Origin of the sequence: Corynebacterium mucifaciens (assembly GCF_012396315.1) — a bacterium.
Lineage (GTDB): Bacteria > Actinomycetota > Actinomycetes > Mycobacteriales > Mycobacteriaceae > Corynebacterium > Corynebacterium mucifaciens.
The window spans coordinates 31,555-52,091 of sequence record NZ_JAAXPF010000011.1 but is presented as its reverse complement, the minus strand read 5'-3'; the positions used below and the strand labels follow the sequence as shown (position 1 = coordinate 52,091).

The 20,537-nt window shown below is 59.5% G+C and carries 11 protein-coding genes and 4 pseudogenes; 4 read left to right on the top strand and 11 right to left on the bottom strand.

Annotated elements, in window-relative coordinates; translation table 11 throughout:
* Positions 1-192 precede the first annotated feature (192 nt).
* Positions 193-3,036 carry a leucine--tRNA ligase gene (leuS, locus tag HF989_RS09180; RefSeq protein WP_168685874.1) on the bottom strand — a complete coding sequence of 948 codons (2,844 nt, stop codon included), beginning with the start codon at positions 3,034-3,036 and terminating at the stop codon, positions 193-195.
* 321 nt (positions 3,037-3,357) lie between these two features.
* On the opposite strand from leuS, the gene HF989_RS09175 reads away from it, so the two are divergent.
* Positions 3,358-3,774, top strand: a complete 417-nt coding sequence (locus HF989_RS09175; protein WP_168685872.1) for a DUF488 domain-containing protein — start codon at positions 3,358-3,360, stop codon at positions 3,772-3,774.
* A 487-nt stretch (positions 3,775-4,261) separates the two neighbouring features.
* On the opposite strand, the gene HF989_RS09170 is transcribed toward HF989_RS09175, so the two are convergent.
* The 5 genes from HF989_RS09170 to HF989_RS09150 form a co-directional block, all read right to left on the bottom strand.
* The gene (locus HF989_RS09170; protein WP_168685870.1) at positions 4,262-4,519 is read right to left on the bottom strand and encodes a hypothetical protein; all 258 of its coding nucleotides are present in this window, start codon (positions 4,517-4,519) and stop codon (positions 4,262-4,264) included.
* Between the two features lie 21 nt (positions 4,520-4,540).
* The gene (locus HF989_RS09165; RefSeq protein WP_168685868.1) at positions 4,541-5,845 is read right to left on the bottom strand and encodes an inorganic phosphate transporter; all 1,305 of its coding nucleotides are present in this window, start codon (positions 5,843-5,845) and stop codon (positions 4,541-4,543) included.
* A gap of 158 nt (positions 5,846-6,003) precedes the next feature.
* Positions 6,004-6,186 (bottom strand): hypothetical protein, encoded by a 183-nt coding sequence (locus tag HF989_RS09160; protein ID WP_168685866.1) that lies wholly within the window; start codon positions 6,184-6,186, stop codon positions 6,004-6,006.
* Between the two features lie 151 nt (positions 6,187-6,337).
* Positions 6,338-7,840, bottom strand: coding sequence for an ATP-binding protein (locus tag HF989_RS09155; RefSeq protein WP_343033588.1), 1,503 nt, complete (start codon positions 7,838-7,840; stop codon positions 6,338-6,340).
* 409 nt (positions 7,841-8,249) lie between these two features.
* Positions 8,250-9,611 (bottom strand): SLC5/6 family protein, encoded by a 1,362-nt coding sequence (locus HF989_RS09150; protein ID WP_168685864.1) that lies wholly within the window; start codon positions 9,609-9,611, stop codon positions 8,250-8,252.
* Between the two features lie 407 nt (positions 9,612-10,018).
* Between HF989_RS09150 and HF989_RS09145 the strand changes: the two genes are divergently transcribed.
* Positions 10,019-11,005, top strand: a complete 987-nt coding sequence (locus tag HF989_RS09145) for a GIY-YIG nuclease family protein (protein WP_168685862.1) — start codon at positions 10,019-10,021, stop codon at positions 11,003-11,005.
* A gap of 29 nt (positions 11,006-11,034) precedes the next feature.
* Here HF989_RS09145 and HF989_RS09140 read toward each other — a convergent pair whose 3' ends face one another.
* The 5 genes and pseudogenes from HF989_RS09140 to HF989_RS09120 form a co-directional block, all read right to left on the bottom strand.
* Complete coding sequence (locus HF989_RS09140; RefSeq protein ID WP_168685860.1) at positions 11,035-16,149, bottom strand: AAA domain-containing protein; 5,115 nt, start codon at positions 16,147-16,149, stop codon at positions 11,035-11,037.
* Positions 16,150-16,277: 128 nt separating this feature from the next.
* Positions 16,278-16,514: pseudogene (locus HF989_RS10940) on the bottom strand (3'-5' exonuclease); the annotation flags it as partial.
* A gap of 784 nt (positions 16,515-17,298) precedes the next feature.
* Entirely contained in the window at positions 17,299-18,126 is an 828-nt protein-coding gene (locus HF989_RS09130) for a hypothetical protein (RefSeq protein ID WP_168685856.1), read from the bottom strand.
* Positions 18,119-18,781: an ATP synthase subunit B family protein gene (locus HF989_RS09125; protein WP_168685854.1), complete on the bottom strand. Its 663-nt coding sequence runs from the start codon at positions 18,779-18,781 to the stop codon at positions 18,119-18,121. Before HF989_RS09125 ends, HF989_RS09130 begins: the two co-directional genes overlap by 8 nt.
* Positions 18,782-18,895: 114 nt before the next feature.
* Positions 18,896-19,381 (bottom strand): annotated as a pseudogene (locus tag HF989_RS09120) (ATP-binding protein); the annotation flags it as partial.
* A gap of 74 nt (positions 19,382-19,455) precedes the next feature.
* Between HF989_RS09120 and cas1e the strand changes: the two are divergent.
* Both cas1e and cas2e read left to right on the top strand, forming a co-directional pair.
* Positions 19,456-20,290: pseudogene (gene cas1e, locus HF989_RS09115) on the top strand (type I-E CRISPR-associated endonuclease Cas1e).
* A 6-nt stretch (positions 20,291-20,296) separates the two neighbouring features.
* Positions 20,297-20,491 (top strand): annotated as a pseudogene (gene cas2e / locus HF989_RS09110) (type I-E CRISPR-associated endoribonuclease Cas2e); the annotation flags it as partial.
* Positions 20,492-20,537 lie beyond the last annotated feature (46 nt).

The window sequence follows — 20,537 nt, the reverse complement described above, 5'->3', positions numbered from 1 at the left end:
CCGGGCAACCACCGGGACCTCAACAGCCGGAGCCGACGTCAACACCGACGGCACCAACTGAGGCAACTGCGAATCGGTCATGAACAAAACCTCCTACGGTTCGTCGTTCACAACCACCTTGGCACTAAGGGCAAATAGGGCATTTGTTCACCACTTGGACACCTGCGAGTGAACAAATCCGCGGCCGAGGCCCTACTTCACCACCAGGTTCACCATGCGGCCCGGGATGGCGATCACCTTCACCACGTTCTTGCCGTCCACCAGCTCGGCGACCCGCTCGTCGGCAAGGGCGGCGGCCTCGAGGTCGTCCTTCGAGGCGTCGGCGGCGACGTCGATGCGCGCCTTGACCTTGCCGTTGATCTGGACGGGAACCTCGACGGTGTCGTCGACCAGCCACTGCTCGTCGAACTCGGGGAACGGCTCGAAGGTGATGGTCTCGGTGTGGCCCAACACCGACCACAGCTCCTCCGCGATGTGCGGCGCCAAGGGCGAGACCATCTGCACCAGCGGCTCCACGGCGGCGCGCGGGGCACCGTTCGGGTAGGTCTTGGTCAGGTAGTTCACGTACTCGATGAGCTTGGCGGCCACGGTGTTGTCGCGCAGGTGCTCGTAGTCGTCGCGTACGCCGGCGATGGTGCGGTGGAGCTGCTTGAAATCCTCGTCGGTCAGCTCGGCGTCGACCACGGCCGGGGCGCCGGAGGTTTCGTCGACAGCCAGACGCCACAGTCGCTGCAGGAAGCGGTGCGCGCCGACGACGTCCTTAGTCGCCCACGGGCGCGAGGTGTCCAACGGCCCCATCGACATCTCGTAGACGCGCAGGGTGTCGGCGCCGTACTCCTCCACGACGTCGTCGGGCGCGACGGCGTTCTTCAGCGACTTGCCCATCTTGCCGTACTCGCGGTTCACCTCTTCGCCCTGGTAGAAGAAGCGGCCGTCTTTTTCCTCCACCTCGGCGGCCGGCACGTACACGCCGCGCGCGTCGGTGTAGGCGTAGGCCTGGATGTAGCCCTGGTTGAACAGGCGGCGGTACGGCTCCTTGGAGGTGACAAAGCCCAGGTCGTAGAGCACCTTGTGCCAGAAGCGGGCGTAGAGAAGGTGCAGCACGGCGTGCTCCACACCACCGACGTAGAGGTCCACGCCGCCCGGGTCGTTCGGGCCGTGCTCTTCGGGGCGCGGGCCGGTCCAGTACCGCTCGTTTTCGATGTCGACGAGCGCGTCAGCGTTCGTCGGGTCGATGTAGCGCAGCTGGTACCAGGAGGAACCCGCCCACTGCGGCATGACATTCGTGTCGCGCCAGTACTTCTGCTTGCCGTGGCCGAGATCCAGCTCCACCTCGACCCACTCGGTGGCCTTGGCCAGCGGGGGCGCGGGCTCGGAGTCGGCGTCGTCCGGGTCGAATGCGACGGGGTTGTAGTCCTCCACCTGCGGCAGCTCCACCGGCAGCATGTCCTCGGGCAGGCCGTGCGCCTGGCCGTTTTCGTCGTAGACGATCGGGAACGGCTCACCCCAGTAGCGCTGGCGGGCAAACAGCCAGTCGCGCAGCTTGTACTGAATTTTCTCGGAGCCTGCTTGCTTATGGACGAGCCAAGCTATCGCCTTTTCAATCGACTCGTCCTTGCCCAGACCGTTGAGGTCCAACCCGTCGTCGTTGGCGGAGTTGATGTGGGCGGCGTCGCCGGTGAACGCGGCCTCGGAGACGTCGCCGTCCAGCACTGCGGTGATGGGCAGGCCGAAGACGGAGGCGAACTCGTAGTCGCGCTCGTCGTGCGCCGGCACCGCCATGATGGCGCCGGTGCCGTAGCCGGTGAGCACGTAATCCGCGATAAAGATGGGCACTTCCTCGCCGCTGACCGGGTTCACGGCGTACGAGCCTAGGAACACACCGGTCTTGTCCTTATTCTCCTGGCGCTCAACGTCGGACTTCGCGGCGATGGCGCGCAGGTAGGCGTCCACGGCCTCGCGCGGGGTGGTGGCGCCACCGGTCCAGCGGGCGTCCACGTCTGCGGGGTAGGCGTCGGCCACGAGCTCGCTGACAAGCGGATGCTCCGGTGCGAGCACCACATAGCTCGCGCCGAAGAGGGTGTCCGGGCGGGTGGTGAAGACAGTGATGTCGCCGGCGGGGGAGGAAAACGCGACCTCCGCGCCGCGGGAACGGCCGATCCAGTTGCTCTGCATGCTCTTGACCTTCTCCGGCCACTGAAGCAGCTCCAGGTCGTCGAGCAGACGGTCCGAGTAGTCCGTGATGCGCATCATCCACTGGCGCAGGCGCTTACGGAAGACGGGGTAGTTGCCGCGCTCGGAGCGCCCGTCCGCGGTGACCTCCTCATTAGCCAGCACGGTGCCCAGGCCGGGGCACCAGTTCACCATGGAGTCCGAGAGGTAGACCAGGCGGAACTCGTCGATCGCCTTGTGCTTCTCCTGCGTGGTCAGGTCGCGGAAGTTGCGCCCGTCCTTCGTCTTGCGGGCGCCGGACATGAGGTCGCGCACCAGGTCCTCGATCGGGCGCGCCTTCTGCTGCTCGTGGTCGAACCACGCGTTGTAAATCTGCAGGAAGATCCACTGCGTCCACCTGTAAAACTCCGGGTCCGTGGTGGCCACGGAGCGACGCGGGTCGTGCCCCAGGCCCAGCATGGCCAGCTGGCGGCGCATGTTGGCGATGTTCGCCTCCGTGGTCACGCGCGGGTGCGTGCCGGTCTGGATCGCGTACTGCTCGGCGGGCAGACCGAAGGCGTCGTAACCCAGCGTGTGCAGCACGTTCTTGCCCAGCATGCGGTTGTAGCGCGCGTAGACGTCGGTGGCGATGTAGCTCAGCGGGTGGCCCACGTGCAGCCCCACGCCCGAGGGGTAGGGGAACATGTCCTGGACGTTGAGCTTGTCCTTGGGCAATTCGGCCTGGCCTTGCGACGCTTGCGGAGCAAGGTCGCCGACCGGGTTCGGGGCATAAAACGTCTGGTTGTCGCGCCAGTACGCCTGCCACTTCTGCTCGATGGTGTTGGCCAGCTCGGCCGTATAGCGGTGGGGGGTCGCCTCAGTCATGGCTATGCAGTGTAGTGATGGGCCTTTGCCTTGCGACGCACCTCCGGCCCTCCCCGTTCCCGCGCCTTGGGCGTCGATAGGCTTTGGCGCGGAACTAGCAGATCATTCGGGTGCCATTTTCGCAAGAACTGACACCGTGGACAGACGTACAGCTTCAAACCGGCAGGTCACGGACTTATGCACAGTTTCGCATGTCAACTTTTACGAGCCGGGCGAGGGCAACCCCGCAGGCCACCCCCGTTTCTTCGTTGGTTACCACCAATAGTTGCCCTAACCGGAATTGTCCGCAATGCAGAGTCCACAACCGCTACAGTCGCGCACATGCGGCTCTACACCATCGGCTACAGCAAAAAGACCGCGGAGGAGTTCTTCGACATTCTCCGTGACAACGGCGTGACCCAGGTCGTGGACATCCGGCGGCACAACTCGAACCAGCTCGCTGGATTTACCAAGCAGTCGGACCTGCCGTGGTTCCTCGACACCATCGCGGGCATCGGCTACTCCCACGAGCTGGCGCTCGCGCCGAGCGAGGACCTCATGCGCGCGTACCGCAAGGAGGGCCTGCCGTTCGACCAATTTGCGACGAAGCTTCGCGCGGAGTTCGCCGAGCGCGAGATGCCCAAGCTTATCGACGGCTCCGCTCTCCTCTGCTCAGAGCCCGACCCGGCCGTGTGCCACCGCTCTGTGGCCGCGGAGTACCTCGCCGAGAAGGGGGACTTTGAGGTCGTGCACCTCTAGGTTCGAGACCGCGAACATCTGCCAGATGGCCGCGCACATGACCAGTAGGTAGGCCGTATGGCAGTCCTGCGGGGTGCTCACTGGCGTGGCACTCGCTCAGCACGAGAGCACGCTGGAGAAGTAAGTTCTCGGCGGAGATACCAGAACAACGAAGCCGGGCCTGCCCCCTTGCGGGGGACAGGCCCGGTTTTTTCAGCGGCGTTCTACGAACGTGCGTCGGCGTGCGGGAGCACGGCGAGCGGGGAGAGTTCGGTCAGCGACGCGATGCCACGCTCCTCGTCGCGGAACCATGCACGGATGCTATTGATGAAGCCCTTCATGGCCCACCTCCTTTCATTACCGGGGAAGGTTGTTAACCTTCCGTTCATGTTCTGGCAACCTTAGGTTGTGACAAATAGTTTGTCAACACCAACGATTGGGCCGTGTCCATGAAAAAGGCCCCGGGGTTGACCGGGGCGCGTGCAGAGGCGGCGAAGGAGCTTGGCGGTTACAGGAACGGGTAGGGGTCCCACCCGGTGAAGTACTCAATGCGCTCGCGGGCGATGAGCAGAATCGCGGCGACCACGGCTACCAGCACGATGGCCATGAAGATCCAGCCCAGCGCGCGGCGGCCGCCGGAGGCTGCCGTGCCGTCCCCGGACGGGGAGAGGAAGTGGATACTCAGGGAGAACAGCGCCGGCAGGCCTGCGCCCAATAGGATGCCCACGCCGGTGACGAGGAACAGGGATTGCAGTAGGTCAATCATGATGAGTGTCCTTTCCGGCGGTTAGCGGTGGAGGTGGTCGTGGCGGTCAGCGGTAGAGCCGCTGTGGAGGGACTCGAGACCGCGGGAGGTGTCCACAAAGTCGGCCGGCTCGCCGGAGTCGCGGGAGCCCTTGGTCGCGTCGCTGGTGGTGTGGGCCGGGGACTTGGAGTCGCCGTCCCAGTCGTCGTTGACGTTGTCCTTGTGCACCGGCTTCTGGGATGCCTGCCAGAACATGTAGCCGCCGCCGAGGAGGATGATCAGGGCGAGGGCGACGCCGCCCCACAGCAGGTCGCCGCCCAGCTCAGCCGCCCAGTGGCCGACCCACCAGGTGCAGAACGCCACGAGTGCGGCGACGGGCAGGGTGGTGATCCAGGCGAGCGCCATGCGGCCGGCCACGCCCCAGCGGACCTCGCCCTTCGGGCCGGTCAGGCCGGAGCCGAGGATGGAGCCGGTGGCCACGTGGGTGGTGGACAGCGCCATACCCAGGTGGGAGGAGGTGAGGATGATGGCGGCGGAGGAGGTCTCAGCGGCCATGCCCTGCGGCGGGTGGATCTCCACCAGACCCTTGCCCAAGGTGCGGATCACGCGGAAGCCGCCGGAGTAGGTGCCCAGCGCGATGGCGAATGCGCAGGCGAACTGGATCCAGAACGGCATCGGGTGATCTTGGCCGAACTGGCCCGCGGCCACCATGGCCAAGAAGATGACGCCCATGGTCTTCTGCGCGTCGGAGGTGCCGTGCGCCAGTGCCACCAGGGAGGCGGTGCCGATTTGGCCCCAGCGGAAGTAGTTGTCGCGGTGGTCCTGTTCCGCGTTTGCGGTGATCTTGTACACCAGCCAGGTGCCGATGGCGGCGATCAGGCCGGCGACGAACGGGGCGAACAGCGCCGGGAGGATGATCTTGTCCAGCACGCCGCCCCAGACCACGCCGTCGAAGCCGATGGCCGCGATTGCCGCGCCGATCAGGCCGCCGAACAGCGCGTGAGAGGACGACGACGGGATGCCGAAGAGCCAGGTGAACAGGTTCCACATAATGCCGCCGGCCAGGCCGGCGAACACCACGAGGAGGAGCCGTTCAGAATCAATAGTGTCGTTCAGGTCGAAGACGTCAAGTTTCACAATGCCGCCCGCGACCGTCTTGGCCACGGCGACGGAGAGAAACGCGCCGACAAGGTTAAGAACACCGGCGAGCGCCACAGCCACTTTGGGCTTGAGCGCGCCAGTGGCGATGGAGGTAGCCATCGCGTTTGCGGTGTCGTGGAAGCCGTTGGTGAAGTCGAAGAACAAGGCAACGACGATGATGAGTACGAGGAGGATTGTGATGCTCACGCGGGAAATTATGCTCCTGCACTAGCACATAAAATACGTCCGGAACCGTATGTTCATCTCCCGGCAACCTCTGCGCCGCGGCCCACTGGCCTCTAGCTGGCGCGACACTACAGGTAGCGCCGAAAATTCATATTCCCGTAACCGTGCTTAACCGGCGATCATGTCCCCCATACCGTCACGCCCATAATGACCAGGCCGAGCGCGAACACGAAGATGGTGTCTGGCCGGCGGGCGTAGTGCTTGAACGCCGTGGCCTTGGCAAACAGCAGCGCGGGCATGATGTAGACCAGAAACTCCACTGCGGTGAAATTCAGGTGAAACTTAAGCTTTGCGGCGCCCACGCTCCGCCCTCACCCTGTCTCCCCAGGGAATTCTTTTTGCACCCATTTTTCGGATTCGAAAGATATCGGAAAGATATAGCGGAACAAACACGGGCAGGAATTCACCATTTCCCCTGTTCAGCGAATTGTTACGATATCTTTCCGATATCTTTCACGCCCGAATCCAGCGGGTGCCGCGCCCTCGCGGAGGGCCTTCTGGATCAATTTTCGCACGTCCAAGACTGCGGAGGTGGCGGAGAATTCGCCCGGCTCCAGCGACGCTGACTCCGGTTTGATCTGCGATATCGGCAGACCGGAGCGATTCGCCGTCGAGAAGCTTTGCTTCTATCCACTCCTGGATGCTCACCGTCGCCAGGTCGCCTGCCTGCCCACGGCCGAGCAGCTTTCGCGCCTCGCCGCTGAGCGTCCACTCGCTGGCGTCCGCTACAGAGTCGAGCATTCCAAGTTCAACGAGTGCGCCCATAAGCTCTTCCACCTCAAGGGCAGTGAGTTGCGTTTTGCGGACTGCAGTTGCCGCAGTGATCAAAGAAGCGGAATTTAGGTGCCAAAGCACAATCAGCGTTGCGACGTTACTGATAACCGGTTCGCCGTAACGCTCCGAGAGCTTCCTGAGCCCCTTTATGAAGGTCGTGTCGGGCTGCTGCGCAGCCAGGACCACTTGAACGTAGGACTCGGTGGCAAAAACCTCAGGAACGTTTCGACCAGTGCGGATCATGGTCGCCCACATGCGGTCGAAGCCACGCGATTCTTCCTCCGCCAGACCGAGCGTTCGCATCGCCGCCATGAGCCGGTTGTTCCTCGGAACCGATGTGGTGGTCAGCAGCTTATCCACCGTTACTCCCGGCGGCAGGGGACCGGGCGAGGTGATTTTTAGCGTGCGGTAGGTCTGCTCAACCACGACCGGCCCAGGCAGCCGCCAATCGCGGTGAATGAACGCGTTGGAAACCACCTCATCAACAGCCTGCTCAGGAAAACGACTAATAGCGATCTCTTCACCGCCGTCAAATTGCACCCGTTCGATCTCCCTGTCCCCATTTTCCGCAATCAGGCGCCGCAGGCGGGGCAACGCCAGCAAAACCGGGTCCGAAATCAGCGTGGCCTTCGGGTCTTCCCCCGGGATACTGCGCCACAGGTGCCGGACTACAACGTCTGTGGGGTCAGGATCGGCGAAAAGAATTTCCGCCGCCCGCTTGAGCTGGCCGTCATCGCGCACCAGGCCGAGCTCGCGCAGCAGCCCGGTCGTTGTTTGCGGAACCGCGGCCTCAGAACCGCGCGCCCTTCTGTGCTCGCGAAGCATCCTCCGCGCCTCTTCAATCACAGCCAACGGCAGATCGTCCACGGAGATGTCCGCGGGGCCGTTCGAATAGTCGGGATTGCGCCGAGCCTCGTCAATCGAGCGGCGCATTTCCTCAGTCATCGGCTGGCAGGAAAACTGGGCATCTGCCGTGCGGCGTTTCGCAGCGCCGTCACCCCGGGTGTAGAGCGCCCGCGCTTCCGGCACATGGATAACCAGAAGCCTCGCTCCCCACGCTCGTACTGGCGCGATCTGCACATTCATGTTTGGCTTCGTGCCGTTGAATATCTTCTGAGCGAGCTTTTCCTCGTCCATCTGCGTACCGGTGAACGCGGCCTCGCCCGTGGCTTTATCCGCCACCCTACAACGATGTGGCCAGTTGCAGCTTCACTATTTGCCATGCAGATGGCTTCATTCAGCAGCTTCTCGACGAGCTTCGCCCTCGCCCCCTTCTCCCCCTCCCGGACAGCCGGATCCTCCTTGAACTCCAAGATGAGAGACTCCTGCGAGTCCGCCGTTGCCCCACCATGGATCGCCTCGAGAGCATCTCGGACGTTCGGTGCCAGATCACCCCAGGCAGATTCCGTAACCATGCCAACGATTGTACATTTCCCCAGGGAATTCTTTTCGGACCCATTTTTCGGCTCCGAAAGATATCGGAAAGATATAGCAGGGCGAATGCGGGCCGGAATTCACCATTTCCCCTGTTCAGCGAATTGTTTCGATATCTTTCCGATATCTTTCTATATCTTTTCGGGCGCGAAAACCCTTACCCTGCGATCATGCCCCATACCGTTACGCCCATAATGACCAGGCCGAGCACGAACACGAAGATGGTGTCCGGCCGGCGGGCGTAGTGCTTGAACGCCGTGGCCTTGGCAAACAGCAGCGCGGGCATGATGTAGACCAGAAACGCCACGAAGATGCCGCCGACCACGGAGATCATGTCCAGAATCGAGGGATTCAGCACGGCGACCAGCACTGCGGTGACCAGGACAAAGATATTGACGGCCCACCGAAGGGTAGACGTCGAGAAGCGAGCCGCGACGTCCGGCGCCACACTGCGCACCAGGTAGGCCGTGCCCTCCTCCGTGCCGAGCAGGTGGCCGAAGTAGGAGGTGATAATCGCGCACATGGCGATGATTGGGCTCATCCACGCCATAAACGGCGCGTCGGTCTCGTTGGCCAGGTAGGACAGCACCGGCACGTTCTGCTCGCGGGCGGCGTCCATGCCGTCCGCGCCCAAAGCGAGCGAACACGACCACACGAAGAACATGGTGAACGCAACTAACAGGATCGCCGTGACCAGCTCCACCTTGGACACCTCGCGCTCCGTGGCCGCCACGTCGCCGTCCATCTTCTTCTGGGTGTCCAGGGCGAACTGGCTCAGCGCGGCCATGTGGCTGAAGGAGAACACCAGCACCGGCAGAATCAGCAGCAGCCCCTGCCACACGGGGTAGGAGGACTCGTACGAGCGGAAGCCCGCGAAATCCCACGAAGGGACGAGGTACAGCGACACCGCCGCCAGCGCGATAATCAGCGGGTACACCAGCGCGTTGGCCAGCCACAGGGTGAGCTTCTTGCCAAACGCGTACGCGCCTGTCATCACACCCACCGCCACCAGCGCCAGCAGCCACCGGCTCACCTGCGCCCCGCCCAGCTGGTTCACAATGAAACTGTCCAGCGTGTTGGTAATCGAGATCGCGTAAATGAGCACCGTGGGATAAATGCCCAGCCAGTACAGCACCGCGGAGGCGAACCCGCGCTTGCGCCCCGTCAGCGCCGTGATCACCTGCAACACGTCCAGCCCCTTGACCGGGGAGGCGGAGACGATGCGAGCGTAGGTGCGGTGGGAGAGAAACACCATCGGGCCGATCAGCAGCGTCGCAATCACCAGCGGCCAGAACCCGAAACTGCCCGCGTTGATGGGGAGGAACAGGATGCCCGCGCCCACGCCGGTGCCAAACAGCGTGATCACCCAGCGCATAAACGAGCCATCCGGCTCTTTGCCCTCGCGCTGCTCCCTGATCTGCTCGATGTCCGCGTCCGAGAGGTTCTCCCGGTCGAACTCTGCGCGGGAGAGCTCGAGGTGTTCCTCGCTGTGTTGCTCCGGTAGCTCGGTGTTACTCATAGTGATCTACGTTACCGGGGCCGGCGCTGCGCGTTCAGCGCTTTTGCCTATCGACGTCCCTTCGGCCCGCGCGCGGGGCGGTCACCCCTCCGGTGACGGATGCTGCAACGTCGACGTAACTTTTGTCGTTACGAACAAGTGGCCACATGAGACCCAACGTGCGCCCCCGGCGCCTTGGCCTCAATTTTCCAAGTTTTCATCCCCGCGCCCGGCACACTACGGCGCGGCCGCCGCCAGCACAGCCCCTTCGCCGCTCATTTGAGTGGACACCCGCTTGACGACGAACCAAAGGTGCCGCCCACCAATCATTTTCGCGCCCTGTTGTCCGCGATGCGGAGTCCGTATTGCTGGTTGATTGACCGCTCAAGCTGCCATGGTGAGCGCGGCTTCCTACTACTGTCTGCCTCATGGGCTCCCCGAAAACACTGCAGCTTTTCATGATGCATGGCACTGCCGACGGCCCGATCAAGGCCTCAATCAGAAACTGGGTCGGTCGCGTGTATTCGATTCCACGCACCGAGCTTAACTCCGAAGAGCTTCGTCGACGCGCTGAACTCAACCACCCTGCAGTCTACTTTCTCGTGGGCACGAACCCGGAGACCGACAAGCCCCGCATTTACATCGGGCAGACTGCACCACGCCAAAACGGCGTTGCTTTTGCCCGCGCCGCCGAGCACTCCCGCAGCGAAGACAAGGACTTCTTCAACCGCATCATTTACGTGGTCGTGGTCGACGATTCCTGGGGCGCCACCGAGATCACCTTCTTGGAGAATGCCTTTCATCAACGGGCCATCAAGGCTGACCGGTACGAAGTCGCTAATGGCAACACCCCGTCGGCGGGCAGTCTCAGTGAAGAGACCCAGGCGGAGCTGGATGAGTTCATCGAAAACACCAACCTCATTATTAGCGCGCTGGGTATATCCGCGTTCCAGCCAAAGGCAATATCCTCGAAGTCCCTCAAGCAAAGACGGACAGGCCAAACTCCCACACCTGCGTCAAGCGAGGACGAGCCAACTTTCGAGCTGACCCTTCCGCTCCATAGCGTCCAAGGACTGGGCCAGCGCACCACGAGCGGTTTCTTGGTACTCGGTGGATCCACCTTGCGGGCAGATCTACGCCCTAGTGCCCCGCGCGGTGTTCATGCCACCCGGGAACGCTACGCGGACCAGATTCAAGACAGCGCTCTGCTCAATGACATTGAGTTCAGCAGCCCGTCTGCTGCCGCGGCGTTTCTCCTCGGCGGTTCTGCAAACGGCAGAGTCATGTGGCACCTTCAGAACGACCCCGCCGTCACCCTGGCGGATTGGGAAGACCGCGAGGGCAACGAGGCCGACCTCCATACGTCGCATCCCGAGGCACAGGTGCAATTCACCGGAGAAGTATGCGAACATTGAATCCTGTTACACAATCGGCGCGGCTCGGGTTACTCGTCCCCAATCTGGTCTCGCACTTCAGCGAGGCGTTCGTGCATCTTGCCTGTGAACCGACCGTATCCAACACGACGATGAGTAGCGCGTAAAAGCTCTTCCTCATCTTGGAACTCTTGGGCTGCCATAACCGCCCTCATATGCATCTCCCATTCGTTCGGTGAGATGTCATCAGCAATGCGCGATCCCTTAGTTCTAGGCCGCACGTCTGGCTGATCCGGCGTTTTGTAGATGCGTTTCGAACCGCTGGCTTCAACGACAGTTCCGCGTCGCAGAAGGCGTTTCATCCCAGCCCGCAAGACGGCTTGTGCTGTTCCCGCCACCTTGTGGTCTCCACCAGCCTTCACATATCGCTGGAACAGCATTACCTCCGGAATTGGGCCCTCGACGGCGATGATCTCGGCAAGACCTTGGTCAATTTGATCGGGTCCCGCTGCGTATACAGACACCGTTGAGCCTTTGAATTCAACGTAGGGCTCAAGGCCATCTAATGACTGAGTGGATCGGCTTCCTTCAACGACCGGCTCTGATGACAATTCGTCTTCCTGGATCACGGCTGCAAGCTCATCATCCAGCGGTGGCTGTGCAATCGCGTCGAGCGGGAGGCCAGGTGCAGTCGATTCCTGGCTGAAGGGCACTTTCGTGTCATCAGGATCAGATTCCGTTTCGATGATTTCAATGTTATCGGCCGATGCAAAATCGACGCCCTCAACGTAGCCCGGTTGGATCCCGAGCTCGTCCAACCGATCAACGATCCGTTGAATCTGGCCGTGCGGATCCAAATAGAAGTCAGACTCGAAAAGTCGAGCGAAGGCCCACCCAAGGCGTTCAAGCTCTCTTTGCCGAGAACGATCCGCAATCGCGTACTCCTCGCTATGCCAAAAATCGCCGTCACACTCAACTGCCAAACGGCCACCCTGCCCTTGAACTACCAGATCAATCTTGCGCCCGAAAGCATCGAATTGAGGAATGACAAAGTAGCCTCTCCGAACCAGCTCGTTGTAAACACGCTGTTCAAATAGAGAGTCGAACGGATCGACGCGCTCGTCAAACGAAACAAGCTGCGAAATCCGTTTTTCCGGAGATGATTCGGCTACCCGGTAGGCGTATTCCAGTAGCTTGTACCGCACATCATCTTGATTCGGAAGATCCTCAAGACCGATCGAGTGAAAGAGCCAGACCTGGTCCTTCGCGCGACTGACCGCAACGTTGTAGCGCTGCTCATGCTGCAATTGAGTGAGTGCTTGGACCCGGGTTTGGTGCGGAACTGCGGTAACCAAGCTGAGGAAAATGACGTCCCTTTCGGCGCCTTGGAAATCCGCGGGGCTTCCGACCTTGAGATCCCGCTCCTCCCAGACGTGAGGGGGAACAGCAGTAAGTAGTTGATTTCGGATGTAATCAGCTTGTCCTGAGGTGCTTAATAGCGAAATAACACCAATTGTTTTCCCGTCATACGCTTCGTCCTCCAACACTCCAATCAGCCGCTCAACCAGCACATCCGCCTCCCTCCGGTTGACCTTTTTCTTGTCAGTTTGGAAGGCGTTGGGAGTGCGGGTAAGTCGGAACGGGGCTAGGCGTTCACTAGCAGGTTCACGAACCGGCTTGAGTTCGATGTTGTTGGGCCGGTACACCAACTCATTAGAAAACTCGATGATTTCTGGCACACACCTGCGGTGTTCGTCAAGCGCTATTCGTCCTCCGTACCGCATGTTGGCATCGTCAAAGAGAGAACGTTTCGGGTCTACCCATGCATCGATAGCGTCAAAGTCATACAGGTACTGGCGCGCAAGCTTCTGAAGACGACCAATGTCCTCACCTACGCCCGATGGAGAAACCTGGCGGTCATCTCCCACTACGACCACCTTAGGTGCGAGGTACTGAAGGAAAATCGATTCGACACCGGCTTGCGACGCCTCATCAATGATGACGACATCGAACATGTTCTGTTTCAGCTCAAATTGCTCGACAACCTTGTAAATAGGCATGATCCAGACCGGCACAGCCTCGCGTGCGCTATCCAAGTGCCGCCGCACATCCCGGCGGCGTTGGTCGGCATACTTGCCGGTTCCCTTACCTAGCCTGCGAACTGCCTGCACGTATGCCTGCATCGTCGCACGCATTGCACCGTCCATACGTGCACCACCGACTGCCTCTGACCAAGCTCGTTCTGCAGCCAGAGAGGAGATAGCATCGTGGATTTTCCTATCGATTCGCTCGAGGTCGCTCTGAGAGTCTTCACGCGAAGATAAAGCCATCGATTCGATCTTGCGACGCGCCAGCAGCCAGTTTCGCGCCTCCCGGGCATTTTTCAACCTGGGACCCCAAATACCTCTCGATACTGGATCTTCAATCTTTTCTGCAAAACCCTCAGACCATCTCCGTAAAGTACTCAACAGTTCAAGGAAGCGTTGGCGCTCAAGACCTGAATGGTGAAACGCTGCCGCTGCGCTCATTGCCTCTTCGTACGCATTGACATCATGCGACGCGATTGCAGATTCCAATTTCTCAATCCACTGATGCCGCGGACCTTGATGCTTTTGGATCGTTAGCAATCCACTTGTCTGAGCGTATTCCCGATCTGCTATTTCGACGGCCCGGTTGGCGTCTTCCACACGATTCAGCGTTGAAAGCTGGACTTCGAGGTTCTCGATGTCGCCCAATGCGATCTCAAACCCGCGCTGATCAAGTGCTTCCAAATCGTTCGAAATCCGTCGGACCAAGTCGAGAAGCTTTCCGAACTTTTCGGCATCCTCCCTAAATGAACGTGCGGATCCGACCGGGTCTGCAATGTCCAGGTCCGTGAAATTCAAGCTCTTTTGCAAGGATTGCAGTTCCCAAATTACAGATACGTAAGTGAGATATTTTCCAACTAACTCCGGATTTGTCGGGGGCAATCCGTTGATTCGCACCGCCTCAATGAATGGCATTGCTGCTTTTACGGCTCCACCACCGAATAGCGAGTGCTTCACGGATCCATCCGGCCGAACGTTCAATGTCTTTCCGGACAGGAAATACTGCTGAAGATTCTGCGCTTGTGGGACGAAAGCATCGAACTGTCCGTCTACTGAGATTCGCTGGACGTCTCCAAGGAAGTCGAGACTTCCATTCATTGACTCAAGTTTTTCGAGGATCCGCTGCCTGCTCGTTTCCCAGCTTTCAAGATCGTGCAGGTGCGTCCCCGGCGGGACTGCCTCAACCCACGCGCGTGGGAAACTATCGATGCTGCGACGAGCTTCCTTCAAATCAACGACAGTACCTTCTACCAGCTTTCGTTCTGCTGCCGTGAGCTTTAACCAAGCCGGCAAGAAAACTGGATTCGCAAAGGACTTAACCGATGCGGCCTCGCGCTTCGCTTCTTCAAGCCGGAGAGCAGCGGTGCGAAACTGGGTAGGAGATGAGAACAATCCCGGATCCAACACTGCTGCTCCAGAGTACGGCTTACCCTGCGCGAAAGTAGGATCTTCGATCCGATCCAGCAGCAGATTTACCTCGTCCGGATCAAGTGGAAAGGATGAAATTGGTTCAGCAAGGGAAATTTCTTCGATCCAGCTGTACTTCTCGCGATCCTGATCCACTTTCTGTATCAACTGGGGCAGCGGCAGCTGGTAACCCTCGATGTTGAGAGGCTTTTGTTCCGCTTCCAGCTGACCTGCCCAAGCCCGAACCGCTTGCATACGTTGTTCCCGCAAGCTGTCAAGCTCCGTTTCGAGGGCCGCAATTTTACGTTGGGAGATGCGTTCATCGAAGTTCGAGGACTGGCGTTGGATCGTTTCAATCGCAGTGCGAAGCTCGGACATTTCCCGAGAAGACGAGCCGATGACCGACACCGCTAACTCTCTTATCTCCGCAGGAAGCTTATCCCGCAGTTCATAGAGGGCGCGTTCCGTTTCTGCCGTGACTAGCACTCGCTTTCCTTGTGCAAGAAGGTGCGACAAAAGCGCGGCCGCCATATGAGTTTTACCGGTGCCCGGGGGGCCTTGCACAATGGTGTGTGCATGTGAATCAACGTGTTCAAGAACGCGTTTTTGCTTCTCGTTGAGCGGCAACGGGCTGTACAGATCGCCGCCAACCTCAAACATCGCCCCTGGCTTATCTGTTGACGCAACCTCCGCTCTGTAGCTAGGGTCAACCAACGGTCGCAACCCCGCAGGAATTTGCTCCTCGTCCTCGATCAACTGGGAGATAAGACGAAACGTCGATGACAATCCAGCGCGCTGGCGCGGTCTGAGCAAAATGGTTGGGGCCCAGGAAAGTACTGCACGCCCGTCACTTTCCACTGGTTCCAACTCTGGCTCATAGCGGGCTTGAGCACTCAGCCCATTGACTGTGAATTGGGCCAGCTCTTCGAACTCGTCGATGTCGATCAAATAACCGGCAAACTCATCCAGGAACGCTTTCAGGCCCTGAATGAACCGGCCGTCATCCATGTGGCTGGCTGACAGCGCTTCCAATTCCGCGTGAATTGGCTCACCTGCATCGCGAATCTCGATGGCCCCTGAGATCTTGTCCATGCTGATTTCTAGGTTCAGCATGAAGATTGGGCGATCAATGGATTCGTCGTTTCCCAACGCCCAAGTCAGCCACCCGCTACCGAGGACAAGTTCAAACTCGTCTGCTTGTTGGGTAGCTTTTACCTGCATATCGAAGAAGCTTTGATAGAGGTTGAGGGCTCGAGCTGCAGCAGCCCATTTATCCCACTTCAACAGCCATGCTTCGGCTTCGCTTGTCAGCTGGTCAGCACTGGGTCCTACCGCTGTTGCATCCACAACAATCTGAGGACGCCGAGAGGGATTGTCAATGCTGCCGGGGATGGCTTGTTTGAGCTCATCGGGAAGCGTCAAGGCGGGTGGCGCCGCGGGCCGTTCGATACGTACCAGGTAGCCATCGACATCGTCAGCAGACGGAGCGATGCCCGTCAGGCCACCGAGTAATGAGGGATTGAACGAGACTTCGAGGGGGACTGCATCCGCGATTTCTTTGAGCTGATGCAGCGTCAACCATTGGCTACCGCTTCCATATTCGCTTATGCGCTTAACAGGCCGATCCTTTTGGGCCTGAAGGTCTGCTAGGAACTGAAAAAGCCTGGAGGCCTTGTCCGCTAAATAATCCACTTTCCCGCCGAAAACTAGCTGCGCCGACGCATGAGTCGGCCACGATCCAACATTTCGGTTAATAAGTTACCCCGAATCTGATGTCAGCCCGCTAGATATTCTCCGAATCGCTAGTAGGCGTGGCGCCTCTACCCCTCCGGCAGCAGCTCCGAGCGCTCGCCTACCGTCGTGATCACCAACTCGTCGCGGGCGCGCGACGCCGCAACATAGAGCAGCGAGCGTTCCTGCTGCAGCGCGGCGCGGGCGTCCTGCTCGGAGAGGTTCTTCAACCGGAAGCGCAGCGGCATGAACTCCTTGCCCACGCCCATGAGGCTCACGTGGGTGACCTCCATGCCTTTCGCACCGTGAATTGTCATCACCGAGACCTGCGTGACCACCCGTGAACCGATGTAGCGCACCGCGTCCGGCTCCCCACAGTTCAGGCACACCTGGTCGCGCGCGTAACCCTCCGCGCCCAAGTCCGAGTACGTGAGTACCGGCACTGAGCTGCCCTCCGCGCGCGCTTCCTCGCTCGGCCCGGTGATGCTCAGCGTGCGCATAGACGTGTGGAACCACATCAGCGCGCGCTTGCCGTCCTCATCGTCAAACGCGCTCAGCTCCGCGCCATCGGCGACAGCGCCGCGATACTCATTCGTGGCATCGATGAAAGGACGGGGGAGCTCAGGCCTATCGACGCTCGCCTCCCGGATCTCGCCGCCATCCAAGACCACCGCATCAGTCCCGGGCTCAAGCGCCGTCATCCACCCGGCGCGGCCGCACCCGCAGCAGTAGATCGCGGGCAGCCACACTGCGGCGTCCTCGGCGCCGAGCTGGCCCTCGTCTGTGACGAGCGGAACACCTGGCCGTCCTCGGCCGGCGTAACCGCGCGCTCGATGGGGGAATCCTCGCGCACCGACAGGTGCGTCTCCACACCGGGCACAGGTGCGTCTCCACACCGGGCAGATGCTTGCCGCTGAATTTGTACGCTCCGCCCGCGAGCGCTCGCACGTGCGCCACATTGGACGGGGATAAGGGAAGACACCCATTCGAGAATATTGAATTGAGGTATCTCTGACTACCGCTGTTAACTTAGGTGTCGCTTACGGCTCTCCGATTTCTACGCTGACCCATTTGAGCTGAAAGGGAATTGAGGCACACTAAGCACCTAACTTAGGTGTGCGCTCGAGGAAAGTCACTCACCAGCTTTGCTGGATCAAACGTTGGCAGGCTGGTTACGGAGTCAATCCGCTCTGTCACCTCGGACCTTGAGATGAAATCGCTCAACCAGGTATCCGGCAGGCCCATCACTTGTAAAAGCAAGCCCACCCCGTGGTGCGTCAGTGAAAAAGTCATGAACACCCTATGGGAGTCGAAGCTATGCCCCTTGGTGTAGACACACTGGGTTTCCAAAAAATCTGGTGGGCCGTAGGAAAATTTCTTCAAAAGGCCCTCACGTTCAAGCCCATGCGCCGCCTCGAAAAGCCGGGTGACTACTCTCCAGTGGTCAAGCTCCCAACCAAACTTGTTGATTATGGATATTGCGTCAACAACATACTGCTCATCTATCGCTTCAAAAACAGACTCGTAGTCGGTCCCCCGAGTACGCCTATGTGCCGCGGTGTAGATCGCCCAATGCAGAGCCAGTTGGTCACTAGGCAGTCGTCCGATTAGCGATGCCCACATCACACCACCATCACCGCTATTTCCGGATTGAGATGACGCTAATACCCCCGATAGATACTCTGCCAAGATCTCGTTATCTGCCCAGCAGGATTCGATAAGCACCGCTCGCGCCGCCCGGGGCGGGATTGAAGCATTCCCACGGTTAATGTTCTTTGCACTGGCCTTCGCAGCTACTCGTTGCACGTTATCGCTGCTCGACCAATCCGACATTTCGGCACTCAAACTTTCCGCAGTTGGCCCAAGAATTTTTTTTAGAGCTCTCAATGTCTGAATTTCCTGCAACATGTTTCCTTTCTCTTGCGAGTTCTCAGCCACCATTGCCCCTGTTCGATTCTCTTTTGTTTTCTCCATTCGGAAGTGACATGTGCAGGTGCTCGAACGCTGAATCAATGAGGGCCGTAATGCTCTTCTTCAGATCGCCAGAGATTATTGGCTCATCCGATACGGCACCGAGCAAAGCCTCAAAATCCGAACCGTAGCGGAATCTGAACCGGTTAGACTCATCGTGAAGGAATCGCGATAATTCCTCCGCTCTGCTCCTCACGTCGGGCTGATTCAATTCCAAACGGAGCCTGTCCGTTGCACTTATCGCTCGGAGGTAGAACTCCGCCCGCGCCTGGGCTTGAAGAACCTTTGCTTCGAGTAGCACGTTGCTGTCTCCGCTTCCACTATTGCTCAGCAAGGCACTTACGCTTTTTTTGACAATCCCTATCGCTTCCTCGGCGGCTTCGTTAATCTCCCTGACGCACTGACTAACTTCCCGTCTCTCTCGCGCTGTCTCTTCCAGAACCAGCTGGGCAGCCCGTTCGCTTCTCCGGCGTTTATCCTCGGCGATCTGATCCGCTATTCGGCGTTGGTCCGCTTTACGGTTGGTTATGAGTGTTGTCCCAAAAGCGCCGATCAGGGTTAGAACTGCAACAATTATTGAAGTCCCATTTGCGCTAGTTAGCCACTGCAAGAAACTAGACATTACTTCGAGCTTCCCGTTCAGACCGCATGTATGACACCCTCGTATCCGCCTCCCTAGTCGTGCATCTACTCCACCTGCAAGTGCTCCCCGAAAAGTAGCCCAGGGTGGTCGTAGTCATTGTGCCTGGTGTTGGTCTTGTTGGTTGGTCGTTGGGGCGGGTATTTCTCTTCCTTTGATGCGGTGGTTGACCCCGCGATGTTGGAAGATTTTGACGTGGCGGACGATGCGGTCGACCATGGCAGTGGCCACGGTGACATCGCAGAAGCATTGCGCCCATTGGGAAAACGCCAGGTCGGATGTGACGATGATGGAGCCATGCTCGTAGCGTCCGAAGACGAGTTGTAAAAACAGGTTCGCGACATCAGCTTCGACGGGGATGTAGCCGAGTCCGTCGATGATCAGTAGGTGGTACCCGTTGCAGCGTTTGAGCAGCGCTTCCAGTCTGCCTGTGTTGTGTGCTTGGGTCAGTGCGTTGACCCAGCCGGCGGCGGTGTCGAAGAGCACTCGGTAGCCTTGCTGGGCTGCGGTGATTCCGAGGGCTGTGGTGAGGTGGGTTTTTCCGGTTCCGGGTGGGCCGAGTAAAACGACGTTTTCAGCTGTGTCAACCCATGCCCCAGTTTAAAGCTTGGCGATCTCAGCTCGGCCGATACTCGGCGCTGAAGTCGAAGGCCGCGATGCCTAGCGCCGGTGAAATAGTGTCTCCGACTCCACAGGAGGTACCTATCGCGAGACATGCGCTGTCTCAGACGGGTAGCCGAATCTCGTTTCTGTACATCGAGCGGGCGACTCTCGGAGACGCCGGCGTGTCAACCGTATGGGCAGGAGAGCGGGGAGTGCGCTACTACGCGAGTGGTAGACCCCCGCGAAGTCATCGCGAATGGCGGAACTTCAAGCAGAGATAGTCACGAGTCAGAGACAGAGCCTTGCGTGCGCAAAACGCATGTACAGCCTACATTGCGCCAGAGAAGACCTCACCGGGCTTTCCATGGCGAAGCTTCGGGGCCGAGAAGGCGCGCGGATGAAAAAGGTGTACGCAGACGAAACGGCGCGCGTTGGTGTCAGCTGGGACCGGCGTGCATACGATCCAAATGCTTACGATTCTTCTGATCCGATCAACCAAGCGTTCACCTCTGCGAACTCGGCGCTGTATGGCATCGCACATGCGGTGATCGCCGGGCTCGGTTTTGTGCCTGCGCTTGGGGTTGTGCACAACGGAACCGACCATGCGTTTGTTTATGACATCGCTGACCTCTATAAGGCGGAGATCGCAATCCCTGCAGCATTTGATGCCGTCGCCTCTGGTGAGATGAAACCTGGCGTCGCGGTGAGGCGGCTCGTCCGCGATGCTGTTGTTGACAAACGCCTCATGCCGAAGATGGAAAACGACCTCAAGTATGTGATGGACGTAACCGAGGATCCGCGTATCCAGATGCGGAACTTTTTCTCTGGAGCGAGCTCGAAGTAATCGCTGCTGGTGTGAATTGGTCAGAACACGAGATCTCACCATGATGGTTTTTGGTAGTCACCGCATGCCCAGCAGGTCTGCGTGGAGATCTCACCAAATGGCTGATGGAGATCGCGCCCGGCACGTTTGTCAGCGAGCCGTCCGCGAGAATCCGTGAACTGCTCTGGCAACGAACGACCGAACTGATCAAGGATGGACGCGCGTTGCTGGTCTATTCCAGCAACAACGAACAAGGGATGGAGTACTGCTCGCCGCCAACGCGAGTGATACAAATCCGGATGATTTCTAATC

What these genes read in the sequence shown, in the direction of transcription:
- HF989_RS09150 (WP_168685864.1), bottom strand. Translation starts at nt 9,611, where the DNA reads ATGAGTAACACCGAGCTACCGGAGCAACACAGCGAGGAACACCTCGAG.
- HF989_RS09170 (WP_168685870.1), bottom strand. Translation starts at nt 4,519, where the DNA reads ATGATTGACCTACTGCAATCCCTGTTCCTCGTCACCGGCGTGGGCATC.
- HF989_RS09125 (WP_168685854.1), bottom strand. Translation starts at nt 18,781, where the DNA reads ATGTCTAGTTTCTTGCAGTGGCTAACTAGCGCAAATGGGACTTCAATA.
- leuS (WP_168685874.1), bottom strand. Translation starts at nt 3,036, where the DNA reads ATGACTGAGGCGACCCCCCACCGCTATACGGCCGAGCTGGCCAACACC.
- HF989_RS09175 (WP_168685872.1), top strand. Translation starts at nt 3,358, where the DNA reads ATGCGGCTCTACACCATCGGCTACAGCAAAAAGACCGCGGAGGAGTTC.
- HF989_RS09145 (WP_168685862.1), top strand. Translation starts at nt 10,019, where the DNA reads ATGGGCTCCCCGAAAACACTGCAGCTTTTCATGATGCATGGCACTGCC.